This window comes from Flammeovirga sp. EKP202 (genome assembly GCF_014534745.1).
Taxonomy (GTDB): Bacteria; Bacteroidota; Bacteroidia; order Cytophagales; family Flammeovirgaceae; genus Flammeovirga.
In genome coordinates, this window is the sequence record NZ_JACVVP010000078.1 from 1 (window position 1) to 20,667 (window position 20,667).

The following is a 20,667-nucleotide window of genomic DNA, read 5'->3' on the forward strand; positions in this document are numbered from 1 at the left end:
ATTTTTAAACTGTTTATGTTCATACGATTTAAAAATGAAGAGTATTTGGAATTTTTGATGGTTTTGCGACAGCCCCACGTTCCACCATAAAAAACATTTTTCATATAAAAAAACTTCAAAACACAGTTAATATTCAACAGTAAGTATTCGAGAGGTGATAGGTTTTCTTATCATCTCTTTTTTTCTTATAAAATTGATGGAAAGCTGAAATGTTGTGGAGTATTTTTTCTGAACTTTACATGAGTTATAGCTTTTTTAAACTAAAACCAAAATGGTATTACTCGAACCTTCACAGTAAACACATTACGAACCAATTTCCCTCTTCCCTCACACCTCTTCACTATTCCCTCCTCTAAATCAAAGTGTATCAATCCGTTTTTAAAAATACTAACGAATGGAAAATAATGGGGTGTTAATAGTCACTATTTCAGTGTTTTATCTCTGTAGCTACATATTATAAACACACAGGTTCAAGTTTTCATCAAAAGAAATAGAGTTTTGTATCAGTACTAAAGCAGTAGTAATCATGGGTTTTTAGTATTTCGTGTACTATAGTCTCTTTTTGTAATCAATTGACACTATGGTACACGAACCCAAACTTTTTTACTACTGATCATATAAAATGAAATTCAAATGAAGTATTTACTTATACTAGGGTTACTTTTTTCAGCCCTACAATTATCAGCACAGCAAAGACTTAATTTTAATAAAGACTGGAAATTTAAACTAGATGAGCAAAGAGGGGCAGAGAAATTAAGTTATAAGGACAACGATTGGAGAGTATTAAACCTCCCTCATGATTGGAGTATTGAAGGTGAATACGACAAAGATCACCCCATGGGAGGGCAGTGTGGCTACCTTCCGGCAGGGATTGGTTGGTATAGAAAAACCATCAAAGTACCGCAAGATTGGAAAGGGAAAAAAATCCGAATAGCTTTTGATGGTGTTTTTATGAATAGTACCGTTTGGGCCAATGGACGTAAATTAGGAAATAGACCTTATGGTTGGATTTCTTTTGAATATGATATTACAGAGGAAGTAGAGAAGGAAGAAACCATCACTTTTGCAGTAAGAGTGGACAATGATGCACAGCCTTCTGCAAGGTGGTATACGGGGTCGGGGATTTATGCCAATACATGGATTGATATTAAAGAAAAAGTAAATATTCCAACGGATGGGGTTTTTATTAAGACAAAGGAGAATAGAGTTCAAATTGCCACTGAGGTAAAAAATGAATCTCAAAAGAAAGCGAAAGGTACGCTGATCACTGATATTGTTGATCAGGACGGAAAAGTAGTGGCTACAACAGTGCAAAAGTTTTCGTTATTAAAAGAAGATCAAACAACGGTAGAGCAAGAATTGACTATTGATTCCCCCAAGTTATGGTCAACCACTTCACCTTATTTGTATAAAGCAGTTTCAAGAGTAATCGTAAAGAATATTGAGGAAGTTTATACCACACGATTTGGCGTTAGAGATGTGGAATGGAAACCTGAATCGGGTGTGTGGATCAATGGAGAGAATATAAAACTACAAGGCGTATGTAATCATCAAGACGCTGGAGCATTGGGGGCTGCGGTGCCAGATAAGATATTACGTTTTCGTTTAGAGCAATTGAAAAAGATGGGTGTGAATGCCATCAGAACGGCACACAATCCTCAAACCCCACAGTTTTATGATATGTGTGATGAGATGGGATTGATTGTGATGGATGAAATTTATGATGGTTGGCACAAAAAAGCACTCAACGATTATGGTGCACATTATTTTAAGGAGTGGTGGAACAGAGATTTGACAGATTGGATCAAGAGAGACAGAAATCACCCGTCTATTATTATTTATTCTGTAGGAAATGAAACGCGTGGTGATGAAGCAGCAAAAGCATTAGTGGAAAGGTGTCATGAATTGGATGATACAAGACCTGTTACTTCTGGGCATTCGGGTTCAGATTATATGGATGTATTTGGTGTAAATGGACATAGTGAAAAGAAAGGATTTTTTGATCATTTGAAAACGGATAGAGTTTTTATCGGAACAGAAAATACACACACTTTCCAAGTAAGAGGATTTTATAGAACATTGACTTGGTATAGAGATGGTTATCCTTGTGTTCGTCATCAACCCTATGAATATCCTGATTTAACTGAAGAAGAAGTGTTTACGTATGATTGGACCACTTCTGCGAAGAAAGCCAATTACAAGCAGCTATTCAATTCTAGTTATGACAATGCTATGGTTCGTTTGACTTCAAGACAAAACATTGAGCAGTTGCGTGATATTCCAAACTATGCAGGTTCATTTCGTTGGACAGGTCATGATTATATTGGTGAAGCTACTTTTGTTCATGGGGGATGGCCTTTCAAATCCTTTATGGGTGGTGCTATAGATATGGCAAATTTTGAAAAAGACCTTTATTACCTGTATCAATCTCAATGGACGGAAACTCCAATGGTCCATATTTTACCACATTGGACTCACCCAACGCTAGAAGAAGGTGTAGAAATTCCAGTATGGGTCTATTCTAATTGTGATGAAGTAGAATTGTTCTTCAATGGCAAGTCATTAGGAAAACAAACGCCAGGCCAGTCATGGGATAAAATGCAATACCAATGGATGGTAGGTTATCAAACAGGAACTTTACAAGCTGTCGGGTATAATAATAATAAAGTGGTTACTGAGGAGACAATTGCTACTGCTGATCAACCCTCAAAAATCAAGTTATCTATTGACGGAGAACCATTAACCAATACAAAAGAAGACATTGTACAACTGAGAGTTACATCTACTGACGCAAAAGGTGAGGTCTATCCTTATGGTGAGAATAGAAACTTCTTTAAAGTATTGGGCACTGGATATGTAAAAGCATTAGACAATGGTAGTCCTGTAGATGTTGAAAAGCATTATTTAGCTACGGACAGAATTGGTTTTTATGGATTGACAAGAGGATATATTGAATCTTTGGAGGCTTCAGGAGATATCAATGTGATTGTGGGTTCAATCTTAGGAGACAAGAGGTTGATGACTTCTAAAAAAGTAAGTATTGATGTTCAGAAAATGGCATTAAGAGGTAAAGAAGCAAAGGGTAGTTTCAGTGTTTTTTATACGACTGATGGAAGTGAACCAACAACTGCTTCAACAAAATACAATCAATCTTTTGAGGTGGAATTAGGGACAACGGTGAAGGCCATTGTATTGTTCAACAACAAGGAAGTTCTTCGTATGTATGAACGTTTTGCTGAAGATGAAGGGTTTGAAATGGACCCAGTTGTAACGGCTATCAACCCTGGTGGTGATCAGGCAGAAGATGCAGCTTTTGATCAAGTAACAATCTCTTCACAAGGAGCCAATTTTAATGGAAATGGGTTCATCGATTTTGGTAAAAATCAAGGAGGATATATTGAGTGGTACCAAGAAAATGATGGGAGTGAAGGAGAGTATACATTGAAAATCAGGTATTCTGCTTCCAAAAGAGATATTCAAGAACACAAGGTATTATTGACGATCAATGGTGAAAGTCAGGAACTGATTCTAAAAGCTGTTGATAAATACAGAAACGAATGGAAAGAGTATGAAGTCAATGTGGTATTACAATCTGGAGCCAACACTATCCGCCTGACTTCTATTCAAGCTAATGGTTTGTGTGTGGACGAATTGAAAGCAATTTAATTATAAAATTATAACGATGAATTGAGCGAGTAAACCTTTGCTCAATTCATTGAAATCCAATAAATTTTCGTGAAATGAAAAAATTAATCGTAACACTAGGTGCTTTACTTGTAAGTGCTGGACTTACTTTCGCCCAAAAAGAGGGTAATTTTTACAAAGACAAAATCAATCAGGTCTCTAAAACAGTAGATCTTGTCAAAGACTATAAAGTCAATAATAAAGACAACAAAGACGATAGCGATAAGCTTCAAAAGGCTATTGATGATATGACTGCTTTAAAGAATGGAGGGCGTATCAACATTACGGGAGGTACATATTATTTTGGTAGCATTGAAGTGAAATCAAATGTACATATTGTGATTTCAAAAGACGCTGTTATCTATCCTATTCCTCCGGTAAAAAACAAAAACTATGGTGTTTTTGATTTCGGAACAAAAGGAAATTACGTTGAAAATGTAAGCGTAAGAGGAGATAAGGGACAGTATACAGTAGATATCAGTAAAGTAGCCAATAAAAATGTAAGAGTGTTTAGTATGAGTAATGCTCATAACTTTTTGATTGCCGATATGAATTGTATTGATGATAATACAAAATTCTCTTCCATTACAATGGGTTATGCAAAAATCGATGGGAAATTTGTGATGTCAGACAATGGTGTGGTGAAAAACTGTAGAATTGAGAAAGCACACTATGGATACGGATTGGTACAATCTCAAGCTTTAAAAAATGTATACTTCAAGGACCTTTGGGGTGACGGTGGTGTAACGCTTCGTTTGGAGACTGGATTAAAGAAAATGAACAATGTACAAACGGGTGGTAATCATGATATCTATGCTAAAAATATCTACTGCCAAAATGGTAATGCAGGGGTGATGATTTCTCCGCATGCGATCCGAAACGGTCACGTAGAAGTAGATGGTGTGGAAACAGTAAATACAGGTTTTGCATTAAGAATTGATAAAGGATATACAAGCAAAGACCAAAAGAAACTCAACTTAAAGCCGGGCTATTATGCAAATACATCGATCGTTAAAAATGTAAAAGCAACGTATGGTGAAAACGCTCAAGTGAAGCCGAAGCACTTCAAATACATCACTTGCGATGCCAAATCACTTATTCACTCTAAGGCTCACCCTGATGGTGAAAGCTATCCTGCTCCTGCGGTTGCTGCAATTTTATACAGAGCAGACGGAAATGCCGATAATGCTAATGGGTATTATAATGTGAAAATTTCAAATGTTGAAGCGATCGGATTCCCTCATCAGAAGAAAGCCGTCATCAATGAGAGTGATGAGGTAGCTAACTGCGAACAATAGTTAGCATCTAAATAATAGAGACAGTGTAAGGGTTTTTATTAAAATATCCTCACGAAATATCTCAAAACATATCAATCAGGATAAATCACTGTAAGTTATTGCAGTGATTTATCCTCGTATATCAGCATTTGTTGACAGGTAGTAAAGCATTTAATAATGTGCCAGAATTTACTATCCTTGGGAGCTTAAGTACTAAGCCAAAAATAAATCATAGTTAATTCTAATTTATTTTTTGTGAGTACAACGTTAAAAAACGTATGAATAGTGGTTCTATTGAAAGTTTTTTGAAGGAAGTAATCGCAAAACAATAAATAGAATTAGTATTAAATAATTTTGTCTTGGTACTTATGTTCCATCAACAATATTTTACTGTAAAATAAGATTTCCTCAACTTCTACTAAAAGGCAAATGGTAGTTTCTGATGGTTCGTGATGATGTTGCAATACAACGCCCTACAGAATTGCACTTTGGAAGATTATTGCAAAAATCCTTGTCTTTTGATGTTAATCAGACCATCATTTGGTAGTTATACCTCTCAAGCTTGCTAAAGCCCCTTATTAGTAGTTGTTAGAAATTGAATTTACAGACTATTACTTATCTAAATTTTTAAATGAAATGAAACGAATTTTACTTACAACACTAGCAGCCTTATTCTCATGGGCTACACTTTTTGCACAAAATGAAAATGACTTCTACACCGATAAGATCAGTCTTGTAGATCGAACCGTGGACCTGGTGGCAGATTACAACGTCAACAACACAGATGCAGAAGACGACAGTGAAAAACTTCAACAGGCCATTGATGATTTGACCAAGCTTGAAAATGGTGGTAGGATTAATATTCCTGTCGGAGATTATTTCTTCAAGAACATTCATGTCAAATCCAATATTCATTTGGTCATCCATCGAAATGCGACGATCTACCCTACAGATCCTGGCAATGATAAAAATTTTGGTATTTTCAATATTGGAAAAGATGGAGAATTCACGCAAAACGTTAGTATACGAGCCAAAAGTGAGCAATTTACTGTTGATATTAGTACTTCAAGAAATCCGAATGTACGCGTCATCTCTGTGTACAATACTCGCAATTTCCTAGTGGCAGATGCCAGTGTGATTGATGACAATACAAAGTTTTCGGCCATTACTACAGGCTATACGCAATACAACGGAGAATATGTGATGTCACAAGATGGGGTCATTAGAAATTGTAGAATAGAGAAAGCACATTATGGTTATGGTTTGATCCAGTCACAAGCACTCAGGCATGTGTTCTTTAAAGATATTTGGGGAGATGGAGGAGTAACGCTTCGTTTGGAGACTGGATATAAGAAAATGAATGCATTACAAATAGGTGGTAATCATGATATATACGCTAACAATGTGTACTGCCAAAATGGGAATGCTGCGGTAATGATTTCACCTCATGCTATAAAAAATGGTCATATTGAAATTGATGGAGTGGAAGCGGTCAATACTGGTTTTGCAGCTCGAATAGATAGAGGTTATCTTACAAAAGAACAAGATTCATTGGGTTTGACACCTGGCTACTACGCTAATACAAGTATAGTGAAAAATGTAAAAGGGACTTATGGTACAACTGCACAAGTCAAAGCAAAGCACTTTGGTTATTTACCATGTCAAGAGAGAAGTCTAATTGGTGAGGACTATAATATAGATGGAGAAAGTTTTCCTGCACCCGCAGTGGCAACCGTATTGTACAGGGCAGGAAACAAAAATAATGCAGATGGATATTATAATGTAGCGATTTCAGGTGTTGAGTCTTTTGGTTTCAAATATCAAGAAGCAATTATTGGAGAAGATACCTGGATTGATGATTGCACAAGTGTTCCTGATGAACCAATTGATCCTCCAACTTCTTCAGACCCGACATCAAAATCTGATTTATTGGAGATGGGGTATCAAGTATATCCTAACCCTTCTGATGGTGTTTTTAATGTGAAAAGCACAAAAATTACAAGTTCAACCATTTTAAAAATCTACACTCTTTACGGGCAAGAAATTAATCCAATTCTATTGAAGCGGTCTCAAAGAATTAAAGTTGACATTACTTCTTACCCTCCCGGTACATATGTGGTCAACGTGGATGGAGATAGTTTTAGAATATTGAAACAATAATGTTAAGAAGGAAGGGTGAAAGCTCTTCCTTTTTTTAGTGAGTTTTTGCGTAGAGTAAGTTAAGCTCCTTCAAGGCTGATGAAAACGCTGCCAAATGAATAAGGAAGAAAAACCTCTGACACGAAGGTTAAACTTTAATGCCATTCGTGATCTGCTGATCATCAGAAATTTCCTGATATTTAAATACCATAAGTAATAAGACAAAAATAAATCATAGTTAATTCTAATTTATTTTTTGTGAGTACAACGCTAAAAAACGTATAAATAGTGGTTCTATTTAAAGTTTTTTGAAGGCAGTAATCGCAAAACAATAAATGGAATTAGTGGTATATAATTTTGTCTTAGTACTTAAATATTTGAAAACTTAGTTTAGAGTGTAATCAATAGGGGAGTTATTACTCTAATATAGGTTAGCGTTTCATAATTTTTTCTATAATTCACTACGCTCAATTAATAATTGGTTGCCTGTTTGTATATTCATGCAAAACAAAAATGATAGTGAAATGAACATATTTGATAAAGCTCCTGTAGCACCTTATTTTCCAAAAGAGGAAAGGTATGAAACAATGCAATACCAAAGATGTGGTAGAAGTGGTGTTTTACTCCCCCGAATTTCATTAGGGCTTTGGCATAACTTCGGTTTTAATGATGATTTTGGCAATGCTCGAAATATTCTTCGAAAGGCATTTGATCTTGGAATTACCCATCTTGATTTAGCAAATAATTATGGACCTCCATATGGTTCAGCAGAAGAGAATTTTGGGAGAATTCTTCAAAAAGATTTTCTACCCTACCGAGATGAATTATTTATAGCTTCAAAGGCTGGATATGATATGTGGCCCGGTCCGTATGGAAATTGGGGTTCGAAGAAATACTTGATTGCAAGCCTTGATCAAAGTTTGAAGAGGATGGGGTTGGATTATGTAGATGTTTTCTACCATCATAGACCAGACCCAGAAACACCTTTGGAAGAAACAATGAGTGCTTTGGCACAAGTTGTTAAGCAAGGAAAAGCTTTATATGTAGGACTTTCAAGATATAGTGCCGAGGAGACTCAAAAAGCATCTGAATTATTAAAAGACATGGGAGTTCCATTGCTAATTCATCAGTCTAAATATTCAATGTTTGAAAGAGAAGTAGAAACAGAAGTCTTACCGAAGTTAGAAGATTTGAATGTTGGTTCAATCGTTTTTTCTCCCTTGGCACAAGGCATGTTGACCAATAAATATGTCAATGGTATTCCTGAAAATTCGAGGGCAAAAAAGGACAATACTTATCTGAATTTAGAAGCAGTGGAATCCAAATTGGATCAAATTAAAGCACTACATCAAATAGCAGAACAAAGAGGTCAAAAGTTATCTCAAATGGCGATTGCTTGGTTATTAAATCATCCGGCAGTAACCACTGTATTAGTGGGAGCAAGTTCTCCAGGTCAATTGGAAGAAAATGTAAAGGCTTTGGATCAGTTGGCGTTTTCAGCAGAAGAAAAACAGACCATAGCACAAATATTGAAATAAGCCTCTATTTCTACATCAGAGCGTATTTTAGAGGTGAAAAAATCCCACCAGAACATGGTGGGATTTTATTTTGATGATAATGGATTATTAGGCTAAAGCAAACTATTTTATATAACTAATTACAATTTTTTTAAGCTTAGGTGTAAATTTTTGTAATTCAGTATTTCGATTTATTCCCTGATTACATTACAAACATACACCATGATTGATAAGATGTAAAATTGATTGTTTTTATGCTGATATAGGTTTTTATTATAAGCGTTGTGTACAATGTTTAAATAATGTTATCGGAAATGAAATTTGTCGTTAAAAATATATAATTTCATTCTTTTTTATGTATTTCAATATACTATCCTTTTTGCCCGTTATTGTAAAACCGTTTTGTGCTACTTAGTTTCGTTGATCTACTTATTACAAGTACTAAATCAAAAATAGACATAGTTAGTTCTATCTATTTGTGTGGAAGTACTTACTTTCAATTAAATAATAAATAAAAAATGAGGACATTAGGTCTTAGTGCAATTATTGGTTTATTAACTATTATCTCTTGCACCAACAACAATTCAACTGACGTTCAAAAAAAAGAAGTTAAATCGAATGCAACCTATGAGCTAGTCTTGGCATCGGAAGTGGAATGGACCCATTTAAATCCAAAAAGAGGAGATTTGGCTCCTAAAGCCGGTACACTTTGGGGAGATAGAAACAGTAAAAGTGCCACTGGGTTTTTATTAAAACCATCAGACGGTTTCCAATCTCCACCGCATATTCACAATGTATCTTACAGAGGTGTAGTGATTAGTGGTTTGATCCATAATGATGATCCAAATGCCGAAAACATGTGGATGCCAACAGGATCTTTCTGGACACAACCAAAAGGAGAAGTACATATCACTTCTGCAAAAGGAACAGATACTTTCGCATACATTGAAATTGAAGAAGGCCCATACCTTGTTCACCCCGCTGATGAAGCATTTGAAAGTGGAGAACACCCAGTCAATATCGAAGAATCAAATGTAGTATGGCTTGATGCTACAGATATAACTTGGGTAACTACAGGTCAAAATGTGAAAATGGCTTTTTTATGGGATGAAAAAGACAGCCAATTTAGTGGATCAATGCTCAAGCTCCCTGCTCATTTCAAGGGACAAATTATGAGTAATAATAGCTTTAAGGGAATTGTGATTTCCGGTGATTTACAATACAAAACGTCTAAAGAGACATCAAATAAAACGTTGGAAACGGGTAGTTACTTTGGTTCAGAAGGAGTTGGGGTTCATCAAATTTCAACTGATAAAGAAACATCGATCTATATTCGTACGAATAGTGAATTTGAAATAAATTAACCAAAACATGTTGTCGAGTGAGAGTAATCAAAACTCGGCAACATGTCTATTTTTATTTGATATAAACTTTTTACATTGTAAATTAAATATTATCGTTAACTTTCAACCAACCTTTCTACAAGCATTTATAGGATCTACTTTCAGCCTTCCTTCTTCTTCATTTTTGTCTTAACACAAAAACGAAGCAAAAAAGTCAAGGCTTTGAAGTCAAAAGCTAAATTCCACTCCTCTCGCCTAAATGATTTTAAACTCGCTAAAGCTCAAACAACAAAATCATTTTAACCGGCTCAATTCATGAAATTCTTTACGCTTTTCCCTTCAAGGCCGGGGGAGTAACTACTAAACTAATAGAGAGGTACTTCTACTAGAGCGAATGATAAGCGTTAACGTCATTCGTATCCAAATGATCATCAGAAATCTCCTGATTTCTAAAAATCATAAATAGCCGAAAACTTAGTTTACAATTTTGTTAACCTGTTTTAGAGCTTTACAATAACAAAAAAAACCACCCTTTAAAAAAAGAGTGGGTTTTGATTGATAAGGTTATGTTAATCAAACTATTTTATAATAACTATTACTAATGTCTAAAGTTGGGGATGTAAATTTATAGCTTAGATCAATCCAACAAGATCGATGCTTGGTTTCAATGTATCATTACCTTCTTTCCATTTTGCTGGGCAAACTTCAGAAGGGTTTTCTGCCACAAATTGAAGTGCTTTTAATTTTCTCAATAATTCCTCAGCATTTCTACCCACGTTACCTGCCACTACTTCATAAGAAACGATTTCACCTTCGGGATTCACGATGAAAGTACCTCTTTCTGCCATTCCGTCTTCCTCAATCATTACCTCAAAACCTCTTGAAAGTACACCTGTTGGGTCTGCAAGCATTGGATAATTGATTTTTTTGATTGTTTCAGAAGTATCATGCCATGCTTTGTGTACGAAGTGAGTGTCTGTAGAAACAGAGTAAATTTCAGTACCAGTCACTTTGAAATCTTCATAAAGGTCAGCAAGGTCTTCTAGTTCTGTTGGACACACAAAAGTGAAGTCGGCAGGGTAGAAGAAGAAGATCGACCATTTGCCTAAGATATCTTCTTTAGTAACTGTTTTGAAGTCGTTGTTTTCGAATGCTTCTACTTTAAAATCTACTACTTGTTTTCCGATTTGTGACATAGTTTATCTATTTTTTTTGATTGATGTTTGTTTCAGTTTATTCAACCGCTTTCCGATTGATTACGATACAAACATACGGTGGGAATGGATATTTGTAAAATTGATTGTTTTTATATTGATATAGGTTTTTCTTATACCGGGGTGATGCCAAAAATTTTGTAAACTAATTTTTTGAATATTTATACTATTTAGAAATCGGGAGATTTCTGCTGATCTGTAGTGCATGAATCTCGCTATTACTTAACATTCGCGCTAGTGAGCTTTTCTACCATTTTAGTTTGGTAGTACTCTTCCCTCGGCCTTGAAGGGAAAAGCGTTAAGAATCTCATGTATTGAGCCGTTAAAAATGATTTTTTTGTTTGAGCTTTAGCGAGTTTAAATCATTTAGGCGAGAGGAGTGTAATTTAGCTTTTGACTTCTAAGCTTTGATTTTTTGCTTCGTTTTCATTAATGGAAAAATGAAGAAGAAGGAAGTTTGGAAGTTGAGCCTATAAATGTTGGTATAAAGATCGGTTGAAAGTTGACGATAATTAAATTAAAGTGTAGTACATGTATTTAATGTTGGAAAAATAACGGTGAATTCTTCATAATTATTTTAGATGCTATATATTTACAATTTAAGGTGAACTTCAACAATCAATTTCATGAGCAGACTTTTTATAGGCTTATTTTTTTTACTTAGTTTTTCTCTACAAGCCCAGAATAAATACTTTAAGAAAACACCAATTCCAGAATGGGTAGATCAAATTGAATACAACGATGATGCTTTTAAAGATAAAAAAGGCATTGGTACTCAATATTTATTGATTTCTGATCAGACCAACCGACTGACTCAAGAGGCGTATTATGAGCAGGTCTATAAGGTGATGGATGCAGATGCAGTACAATCATCATCTGATTTTAATATTATTTTTGACCCTTCATTTCAAACCATTCAAATTCACAAATTAGAGATCATAAGGAATGGTAAAAAGATCAATAAACTTGACGTTCAAAAGTTTGAAGTAATTCGTCAAGAAACCAATTTACAAAGCTACCTCTACAGTGGTAATATGTCGGCAATACATCAATTAAAAGATGTAAGAAAGGGTGATATCATCTCTTATGCCTTTACGAGAAAAGGTTTTCATCCTTTTTACAATGATAAATTTGGCTATACTTACTATCAAAATCATTCTACACCTGTAGCTCAAATTTACACAAAGCTTATTCTTCCAAAAAAGGATCAATTGATTGAAAAAACATTTAATGGTGCTCTTCCTTTTCAAAAAGAAATAAAAGGTGACCTGCAAATATTGACGCAGAGTGGTAGTGGTATGGAAGATTATAAATACGAGGAAAATGAAACGGCTTGGTACAATGGTTTTAGAAGGGTGCAAGTTTCTACATACCAAAATTGGGGAGAGGTCGTAGATTGGGCACTGCCTAAGTATACTTATCATCGCAATGAAATAATTAAGATTTGGAAAAAGGAAAAAAAGAAGTTCAAGGGTACTTCTAGACATTCGAAAATTTTGTCATGGATTCACTTTATTCAAGATGAAATCAGATATATGGGTGTAGAAAATGGTATTAATGCTTACCAACCTCATAGCCCAATGCAAGTGTACAACCAACGTTATGGAGATTGTAAAGACAAGTCTCTTTTATTGGTCGCTTTACTTCGTGAAGAAAATGTAGAAGCGTATCCTATGTTGGTTCATACTAGGGGCAAAGAATTAAACCAAGATATTCCGTCTCCTTCTCAATTTAATCATTGTATCGTACAAATTATCTATAAGGGAAAAAAGTATTATATCGATCCAACGATCAGTAATCAAGGGGGAAATTTACAAAACTATGCCACTCCCAATTATTGTTGGGGATTGGTGATAAAGGAAGGGAATAATCTACTTACCAAACTTCCGAAAACAGTTCAAAATAAAGTCAATATCAAAGAATTAGTGGACATCGATTCTATGGGAGGAGGTGCTGACATTCTTGTAAGAACAGAATTTTCGGGTTCAAAAGCGGATAATATACGAGCATTTTTCTCCAATAATGATCATGATTATATTACTGATGAATATGAGGAATTTTATGCCAATCTATATGATGGAGTGATTGCCTCAAAGCCAGTGAAGTTTTTTGATAATGATAAGTATGGATCAGGTAAAGTAACCATAGAGGAGTACTACCATACCGATAACATTTGGGAAGAAACATTGGACAGTATGATCATTCTTTATAGAGTATCCCCATTTGTGTTGTATACTAATATTTCATTTAATAAAGTTCATCAAAGAGAGACACCCTATTACATTGGAGAACCTTTAGATTATCATCAAGAAACAACGGTGACATTACCTGCAGATACCGATTGGGCGTTAGGACCTGAAGAGAAGCATGTAGAAAACGAATTTTTCACTTTTGATTATGCAGTTACAGCAGGCTTAACCTCAAATCAGTATATAGTTAGTTATAATTATAAGCAAGATTCTAATTATGTAAATGCAGCCATTGCAAAGAAAATAGTAAAAGAAGGGGAGAATGTGTGGGATAATGGGGATTATTCAATTACATGGAATTTAAATTTTGATGAAAATGCCATAGGTTCCGGTGTAAATATAAGTTATGCAAGTGTTATTCTTGTTCTTTTTTTATGGATGATATTGGGGTACTTTGCTCGTAAAATCTATTATGGTTTTGATCCACCTTCATTAAATCAAAATGAAAGTCAGCCAATTGGTGGGTGGTTAATTTTATTAGCGATTGGTGCTATAATTTCTCCATTGAAGCTTACTTATGATTTCTTCGTTACAGGTTATTTTGATTCCTATTTCTGGACTGGTCTAGAAGCTTCTGAAAATAGTATTTCTTTATTCTTGATTGTAATTTTCGAGTTTGTTGCGAACTCAATTAGTATTGTTTTATCTGTATTGGCCATAGTACTGTTTTTCCAAAAGAGAACAAGCACAAAATATGTTTACGCTGTATTACTTTTATCAAGATTGATCTTTCAAGTCATTGATAACGTACTTTATGATTCTTTAGTCGAAAAATTAACAGTCAGTGAAGTTCAAGAAGAGGTAAAAGAAATAGGTAAATCGTTTCTGCGATGTATTATATGGATACCTTATATGTTCTATTCTGATAGATCAAAAAATACATTTACAAAAACCTATGCCAAGCAAGAAGATAAAAAAGATTTGGTGGAAGAACTTTAAGAAAAGAAGTATTCAACTCTGAAAAAATATCAGATGCAATGCCTATCGGCTTAATACTACAAACAGTAAAGGGGAATATGCCAAAAGAAGTAGTTTAAAACACCGTGCACCATGACTAGAAGTCATGGGCTTATGGGAAGCTATACTTCTTTTCGACTTTCATTCTAAAATGATTTATTTCAATAAATTACGAGTGTTATCAACCCTTTTTAATACCGATAAGCTAAATGTTATAATTAAAAGTTGATAATTGAGGTGTCCTCACAAAAGCCCATAATTTTAATTATGGGTCTAGTTAATACATTGTAAACTAAATTTTCGTTAACTAATGTAATTACTTTTATAAAGGGTAAATGGTAGTGTATTGTGGTTCGCGAGGACGTTTTACTAAAACGTCCCTACAGTACTACACTATAGAAGAGGATTATAAAACCCTTTTCTTTTGACCTGTAATTAGACAATCATTTCGTAGTATCTCCCTCGGCCTTGAAGGGAAAAGCGTGAAGAATTTCATGAATTGAGCCGTTAAAAATGATTTTCTGTTTGAGCGCAGCGAGTTTTAAATCATTTAGGTGAGAGGAATGGAATTTAGCTTTTGACTTCTAAGCCTTGAATTTTTTGCTTCGTTTTTGTTTCAAGACAAAAATGAAGAAGAAGGAAGCCTGAAAGTAGGCCCTATAAAATCTAGTAGAAATACAGATTGAAAGTTGACGATAATTTAGTTTACAATGTAGTTAATACCTGTTTTTATTCTTATTACTACCATTACTTTAGAAAGATTTAAGAAAAGAGGATATATTTCTATGTTCGACATTTACAAAACGTTAGCTGAATGGTAATCAACCGCCGTATACCTTCATTAGAAGAGATTAGAAATAAGGGAGGGTAGAGCACCGCTAGCCTAATTGTATAGCGGTGCTCTACTTTGTTTACATTATTGTATGTTTTAAGAGCTTAAATAGATTTATTTTAAAAAATTATTTTCTACTTCAGCTGCTTCTAACATTAAATAATGTAGATCTGTATTTTTAATAAAAGGCTTTAACAAATCACTACCCGGACCATACATCGCTATCTCTACATAATCCGAAGAGTGGTGCTGACTAATCCAACTTACTGAGTTACGTTGTTTTTGAATTTCAGCCATCAATTTAAAAGGTAAATTACGAGGATTATACAAACCATCTTCCGTTTTTATAATGGCATAACTTTTTAAAAGAGCTATTGCTTCTTTATCTGTTACCTCAAAATTATTAGCATATTCAATACGTTCTTTAATCTGAGGGATAGTGGATTCTCTGCTAATACCATTTAAGATCCATTCGTTTGAATGTTTGTAGTTTTGAATGGTATCAAAGTTCTCATTAGCTTTACTTCCAGAAATTGTTCCTGGATTAGAGTTTCCATGGTCAGTAGTAATGATCACTAAAGTTTCATCATTGGAATCAGCAAAATCAATCGCCACTTTTACAGCTTCATCATGAGCAGTTTGGTCATAAATTAGACCTGCAATGTCATTTCCATGAGCAGCCCAATCTACTTTTCCAGCTTCTACTTGCAATACAAAGCCTTCAGGATGATTTTTCATTCTATCAATCGCTTTCTGAGTCATTTCAGCAAGTGTAGGAACATTTTTAGCTAACTCTCTGTCGTTATTTCTATCTATAGTGTAAGGCAATCCACTATCAGAAAATACACCTAATATTGGTTTTTTTGTATTTGCTGCTAACATCTGCTCTCTAGTCTTTACAACCTCATAGCCTTTATTAGCAAACTTTTGATACATATCAACCTTATCATCTCGTTTGTCAGGAGAGAAATACTCATTTCCGCCTCCCATCATAATATCAAAGTTCAGTCCTAAATACTTTTCTGCAATGCCTGCTTGGTCTTTACGTGTTTTACTATTTACACAAAATCCCGCAGGAGTTGCATGTGTAATTGGAACAGTAGTAACACAACCAGCCATTTTACCAGCTTTTTTGAACTTTTGCCAAATTGGTAAGTACTTTTCTCCAGTTGGACTAGTGTTAAGCGCTCCATTATTAATCCTAAATCCACCTCCCCAAGAAGAACTTGCAGCAGCAGAATCGGTTACAATAGAGTTTAGAGAAGCCATGTTCATAAGACCTCGTGTAACTTTATTATCTCTATACAATTGCAGCCAATTAGAGCCTGTTCCTGTTTTTCTAGACAAGTATAAGTCTGCCATATTTAGGGTTCCAGTGCTCATTCCATCACTTACAAGTATAATGATATTTTTAGCTTTTTTGTTCTTTTTATTAGTATCAAAATCTTTAGCTGTTGCACCTGCATTTAAAGGATTTAATACTGATGCCCCTAGGGCGAAAAGTGATCCGTTTTTGAAAAAATTTCTTCTATTCATTGTTAGTAGTAATTGTATTATGAAATTAAAGCCAAATATAGGGAATGCTTATATCTGACTTGAAAATACTATTTAAATAAATTGTTAAACATTCTTTCTTAGATTAAAAGAGAAGTTGGTTTGTGTTTTTTTAATATTAGAATAATTACTTGTTATTTTGTATTGCATAAATTATAAATGCATTCTGTTTGTGTTTTTGTTGTAGAAAACATGTGTGTATTTTATAAGGGAGTTCATTCCTATTATAAATTACTGGGACTTTGGAAAAAGGTAGAACACAAACGTAAAACTTGAATCGTTTGTGGATACCTTATGATCAGGCTTATGCATGGAGCAGAACGAGGAAAGGGGGGATGAACTTTGTGAGATTTTAATAAAAAAACAGGTGAGCTAAATATTATTGATTTAGTCCACCTGTTTTAGATGAATTTTTATTGATTTAGTACTTATCCTACTACTTTACAAATACTTGATAACCCCACGCAGGAATTGTTAATGATTCTCCACCTTGGAATGTTACTTTTCTTCCGCTAAAGTATTCTGTATAATTTCCATTTTGGTTGTTCCCACTTAATTTTACGGTTTCTTCTTGATCGGAAAAGTTAAAAACAACAAATACTTTGTCATCCTCTATTTCACGTGTAAAGGCAAGGACAGATTTTGGTTTGTTATGAACCACAGCAATCATTTCGCCTCCATATTTTCCATTCCACAGCGCTTTGTTTTTATGCTTTAATTCAAAAAGTTTTTCGTATAAATCAGTGTATTTACTATGTTTCCAATCTACAATATCCTTTTCGAAAAATTTCAGCTGTTTATTCATTCCCGCCTCTTGTCCTGTATAAACTAGTGGCATACCATCTGCTACACAAGTCAATACAATAGAAGCGTCTAAACCTTTTCCAAATTGCGAAAACATGGTTCCTTCCCAAGAGTTTTTATCATGGTTATCTACGAAGAGCATTCGGTAAGCATTTTTAGGAAATGTATTTTCATGATGTGCAAAATATTCATACAGCCCTTGGTTCACCGTTTTTTTCCCTAATGCAGTTTCATGAAGTTTTTCGTACAAACTCCACGAATAGGTCATATCAAATGCATGTTCGTGTAAATCTCTAGATTCCCATTCTGCCAACATAAATACGGGTTTAATTTCATCAAGTTCTTTTCGTGCTTGATTCCAAAAATTTGTAGGCATAAATCCTGCTACATCACAACGATAGCCATCAATATTTGTTTCTTTTACCCAGTATTTTAATGCATTGGTCATATATTCTCGAATACCCTCATTTTCATAATCAAAATCGATAATATCCTCCCAGTCGTACCAAGGTGTTGGCCTAAAATTACCATTATGATCCTTGGTATACCATTCAGGGTGTTCTTGTGTTAGTTTATTGTCCCAAGCAGAATGATTCGCAACCCAGTCTATGATGACATACATCCCCATGTCATGAATTTTATCCACCAATGATTTGAAATCTTCCATTGTACCAAACTCAGGATTAACCCCATAGTAATCTTTTACTGAATAATAACTTCCTCGTTCTCCTTTTCTGTTTTTCTCTCCAATTGGGTGAATTGGCATTAGCCAAATAATGTCGACACCCATTTTTTTTAATCTAGGAAGGTGTTTCTCAAATGATTTAAAGGTTCCTTCATTGGTATATTGTCGAATATTTGCTTCGTATATAGTTGCATTTTTGGTCCATTCTGGATGTTTAATTTTCACATAAGGTGAGCTTCTGTATGGGTTTTCCTTACCTTGCATACTTTGATTTTTTTGTGTACAACTAATCAAAATGATAAACATTGCTGGTAATAAAAAGAATAATGATTTCATCTCAAATTATTATTATTTAAAAAATTATTTAATACAAAAATGGAGATGATTAGGTAGTGATAGTTAACAATATTTTGGTCAATTGTTATTGAATATTGTCTTTTGTGTGTGATTTTTTATAGTTTTAGCTAAAAATGAAGAATAATGCAGCCTGTTATTGAAAAAATAGAACGAAATACTAATCAATCATTCGCCATTAGAAAATTTACTGATCCATGTCCACAAGGTATTTTTCATTACCACGAAGAGCTTGAAATAGCTTATGTAATTAATGCCAAAGGCAAGCGATTCATTTCAGGAGTATTAGAAGAATTTGATGCTGGAGATTTAGTGTTGATAGGAAAAAATACACCACATTATTATCAGATTGATGAGAATAGTATTAATTACGATATACTAGTTATTCATTTCAAAGAGGATTTTATGGGATTAACCCTAAAGGAGATACCTGAATTAAATCCATTTTACAAGTTATGTAAAAAAGCAACAAGAGGGATACAATTTAAAGGAGCAAGATTAGAAGCATTACAGAATTTAATGCTAAAAATCTATAATTTACCTAGTGAAAAGCGCTTAACTGCTTTAATAGAATTGTTTAATTTATTAGTGGAAACAGAGGAGTATAGGATTATTGGCGTATCCATTAATGAGGAACATTCAGATAGTAATAATTTACTAAGAATTAATTCAGTGTATTCATTTGTATCGAATAATTATTCAAATAAGATAAATCTGAAAGATATTGCTAGAGTAATTAGTATGACCGAATCTGCATTTTGTAGATTTTTTAAAAAAATTACACGAAAAACATTTTTTAATTATTTAAATGAATTTCGCATCAAAAAAGCGAGCAAGGAATTATTAATTTCTGAAAAAAATATTGCTTTAATAGCAGAAGAATGTGGGTATCCTAATATTGCTAATTTCAATTATCAATTTAAAAGAGTAATGAAATGCTCACCTTCAGCTTATAGAAATAAATTCTTTAAGCCATAATGCAGCAACTGAATGTGATAAAAAAATACATGATATTACTTTTTCTTGTTGTATAAATGATTGTTTTTAAGGTGTTTACCATTTCAACTTTTAGGATTTTTCCTTTAACAATTAAATGAGCTTTATTATATCCGTTTTCTACTGAAATGGAGTCACATTTACAACCAAGGGAATTTAAGGGGTTTACTAAGGTCAATAAAAATATAAATAAGGGTGTGTATAATTTCTATTAGCTAAAATATTATTCATTTTATTGAAAGTTTGCTCTGATTATATGTTGCCCAACGTAAATGCTAAACTGCGCTCAGCGGGTGTATCAACCGATGATTGAAGTTTCAGCGATTGTGTATAACCAAAACGGGTGCGATCTATATTATTCTAAATATAGTTTGATCTTTTAGAGGGTAGAAGTCCCTTATACGTGGAGTACAATCCTGAAGCATTAGTATGTAACAAGTTAGTTTCCCTCTCTGTTCTTGGTGTTAAGCCGTAAGGCGTCACTGAGAACTTTCAAATTGTTTAAGTCTTCGACTTATAACTTGAAAGATTATGTTGGTATTTTATTGTTATAAGTTGAAAACTTAAACAATAAAATAGTTCGTAGTAACGCCTATCGGCTTAATACAACTAACAGTAAAGGGGAAATATGCCAAAAGAAGTAGTTTAAAATACCGTGCACCATGGCTAGAAGTCATGGGCTTATGGGATTTTTTATACTTAACCTTTACTCATCGTCAAAATTAAAATTAGAGTGAAGGTATTCTAGTAATTGTTTATCTGATAGTTCAATAATTTTATACACTACATTTTGGTCAAGCATTCTTCTTACAAACTCGAATGAATATTTTTCGACAATTACAATATGCTCTAATTCATCGTGATATGGTTGATTATAATAACCTTCTTTTGTAGCTAAAAAAAAGAAAAAGGTTATTATTCCTTCTTGGTTTCTCTTCTTTAAATCAAATTCAACTGAGATAAAGAATTCATTTTTTGGGCTAAACTCTTCTAGGTTTAAACAATCTGAGCTTCCAAAACTAAATAATTCAAAGCTACTCATTATTTATTTTTTGTATTAAA

General features: G+C 33.9%; 11 protein-coding genes. 7 read left to right on the top strand and 4 right to left on the bottom strand.

The window, feature by feature from the left end; all coding sequences use genetic code 11:
- The first annotated feature begins 633 nt into the window (after window positions 1–633).
- The 5 genes from IC221_RS27445 (at window position 634) to IC221_RS27465 (ending at window position 9,981) form a co-directional block, all read left to right on the top strand.
- Window positions 634–3,666 carry a glycoside hydrolase family 2 TIM barrel-domain containing protein gene (locus IC221_RS27445; RefSeq protein ID WP_188172010.1) on the top strand — a complete coding sequence of 1,011 codons (3,033 nt, stop codon included), beginning with the start codon at window positions 634–636 and terminating at the stop codon, window positions 3,664–3,666.
- A 74-nt stretch (window positions 3,667–3,740) separates the two neighbouring features.
- Window positions 3,741–4,982, top strand: a complete 1,242-nt coding sequence (locus IC221_RS27450) for a glycosyl hydrolase family 28-related protein (RefSeq protein WP_188172011.1) — start codon at window positions 3,741–3,743, stop codon at window positions 4,980–4,982.
- Window positions 4,983–5,597: 615 nt separating this feature from the next.
- The gene (locus IC221_RS27455; RefSeq protein WP_188172012.1) at window positions 5,598–7,121 is read left to right on the top strand and encodes a T9SS type A sorting domain-containing protein; all 1,524 of its coding nucleotides are present in this window, start codon (window positions 5,598–5,600) and stop codon (window positions 7,119–7,121) included.
- A gap of 503 nt (window positions 7,122–7,624) precedes the next feature.
- Entirely contained in the window at window positions 7,625–8,638 is a 1,014-nt protein-coding gene (gene mgrA / locus IC221_RS27460; protein ID WP_188172013.1) for an L-glyceraldehyde 3-phosphate reductase, read from the top strand.
- Between the two features lie 497 nt (window positions 8,639–9,135).
- Window positions 9,136–9,981 carry a DUF4437 domain-containing protein gene (locus tag IC221_RS27465; protein ID WP_188172014.1) on the top strand — a complete coding sequence of 282 codons (846 nt, stop codon included), beginning with the start codon at window positions 9,136–9,138 and terminating at the stop codon, window positions 9,979–9,981.
- 611 nt (window positions 9,982–10,592) lie between these two features.
- On the opposite strand, the gene ahpC is transcribed toward IC221_RS27465, so the two are convergent.
- Window positions 10,593–11,156: an alkyl hydroperoxide reductase subunit C gene (gene ahpC, locus IC221_RS27470; protein WP_188172015.1), complete on the bottom strand. Its 564-nt coding sequence runs from the start codon at window positions 11,154–11,156 to the stop codon at window positions 10,593–10,595.
- 644 nt (window positions 11,157–11,800) lie between these two features.
- Between ahpC and IC221_RS27475 the strand changes: the two genes are divergently transcribed.
- Window positions 11,801–14,362: a DUF3857 domain-containing protein gene (locus IC221_RS27475; RefSeq protein WP_188172016.1), complete on the top strand. Its 2,562-nt coding sequence runs from the start codon at window positions 11,801–11,803 to the stop codon at window positions 14,360–14,362.
- 964 nt (window positions 14,363–15,326) lie between these two features.
- On the opposite strand, the gene IC221_RS27480 is transcribed toward IC221_RS27475, so the two are convergent.
- Together IC221_RS27480 and IC221_RS27485 are read right to left on the bottom strand one after the other, a co-directional pair.
- Window positions 15,327–16,748 carry an alkaline phosphatase gene (locus tag IC221_RS27480; RefSeq protein ID WP_188172017.1) on the bottom strand — a complete coding sequence of 474 codons (1,422 nt, stop codon included), beginning with the start codon at window positions 16,746–16,748 and terminating at the stop codon, window positions 15,327–15,329.
- Between the two features lie 454 nt (window positions 16,749–17,202).
- Window positions 17,203–18,591 carry an alpha-amylase family glycosyl hydrolase gene (locus IC221_RS27485; RefSeq protein WP_188172018.1) on the bottom strand — a complete coding sequence of 463 codons (1,389 nt, stop codon included), beginning with the start codon at window positions 18,589–18,591 and terminating at the stop codon, window positions 17,203–17,205.
- Window positions 18,592–18,735: 144 nt separating this feature from the next.
- Here IC221_RS27485 and IC221_RS27490 point away from each other — a divergent pair, with 144 nt between their 5' ends.
- Window positions 18,736–19,587 carry an AraC family transcriptional regulator gene (locus tag IC221_RS27490; RefSeq protein WP_188172019.1) on the top strand — a complete coding sequence of 284 codons (852 nt, stop codon included), beginning with the start codon at window positions 18,736–18,738 and terminating at the stop codon, window positions 19,585–19,587.
- 724 nt (window positions 19,588–20,311) lie between these two features.
- On the opposite strand, the gene IC221_RS27495 is transcribed toward IC221_RS27490, so the two are convergent.
- Window positions 20,312–20,647 (bottom strand): hypothetical protein, encoded by a 336-nt coding sequence (locus IC221_RS27495; RefSeq protein WP_188172020.1) that lies wholly within the window; start codon window positions 20,645–20,647, stop codon window positions 20,312–20,314.
- Between the last annotated feature and the right edge of the window lie 20 nt (window positions 20,648–20,667).

Bases quoted from the DNA above. Each gene is read 5' to 3' on its own strand.
- mgrA (WP_188172013.1), top strand. From the start codon at position 7,625: ATGAACATATTTGATAAAGCTCCTGTAGCACCTTATTTTCCAAAAGAG.
- IC221_RS27490 (WP_188172019.1), top strand. From the start codon at position 18,736: ATGCAGCCTGTTATTGAAAAAATAGAACGAAATACTAATCAATCATTC.
- IC221_RS27450 (WP_188172011.1), top strand. From the start codon at position 3,741: ATGAAAAAATTAATCGTAACACTAGGTGCTTTACTTGTAAGTGCTGGA.
- IC221_RS27495 (WP_188172020.1), bottom strand. From the start codon at position 20,647: ATGAGTAGCTTTGAATTATTTAGTTTTGGAAGCTCAGATTGTTTAAAC.
- IC221_RS27480 (WP_188172017.1), bottom strand. From the start codon at position 16,748: ATGAATAGAAGAAATTTTTTCAAAAACGGATCACTTTTCGCCCTAGGG.
- ahpC (WP_188172015.1), bottom strand. From the start codon at position 11,156: ATGTCACAAATCGGAAAACAAGTAGTAGATTTTAAAGTAGAAGCATTC.
- IC221_RS27455 (WP_188172012.1), top strand. From the start codon at position 5,598: ATGAAACGAATTTTACTTACAACACTAGCAGCCTTATTCTCATGGGCT.
- IC221_RS27465 (WP_188172014.1), top strand. From the start codon at position 9,136: ATGAGGACATTAGGTCTTAGTGCAATTATTGGTTTATTAACTATTATC.
- IC221_RS27485 (WP_188172018.1), bottom strand. From the start codon at position 18,591: ATGAAATCATTATTCTTTTTATTACCAGCAATGTTTATCATTTTGATT.
- IC221_RS27475 (WP_188172016.1), top strand. From the start codon at position 11,801: ATGAGCAGACTTTTTATAGGCTTATTTTTTTTACTTAGTTTTTCTCTA.
- IC221_RS27445 (WP_188172010.1), top strand. From the start codon at position 634: ATGAAGTATTTACTTATACTAGGGTTACTTTTTTCAGCCCTACAATTA.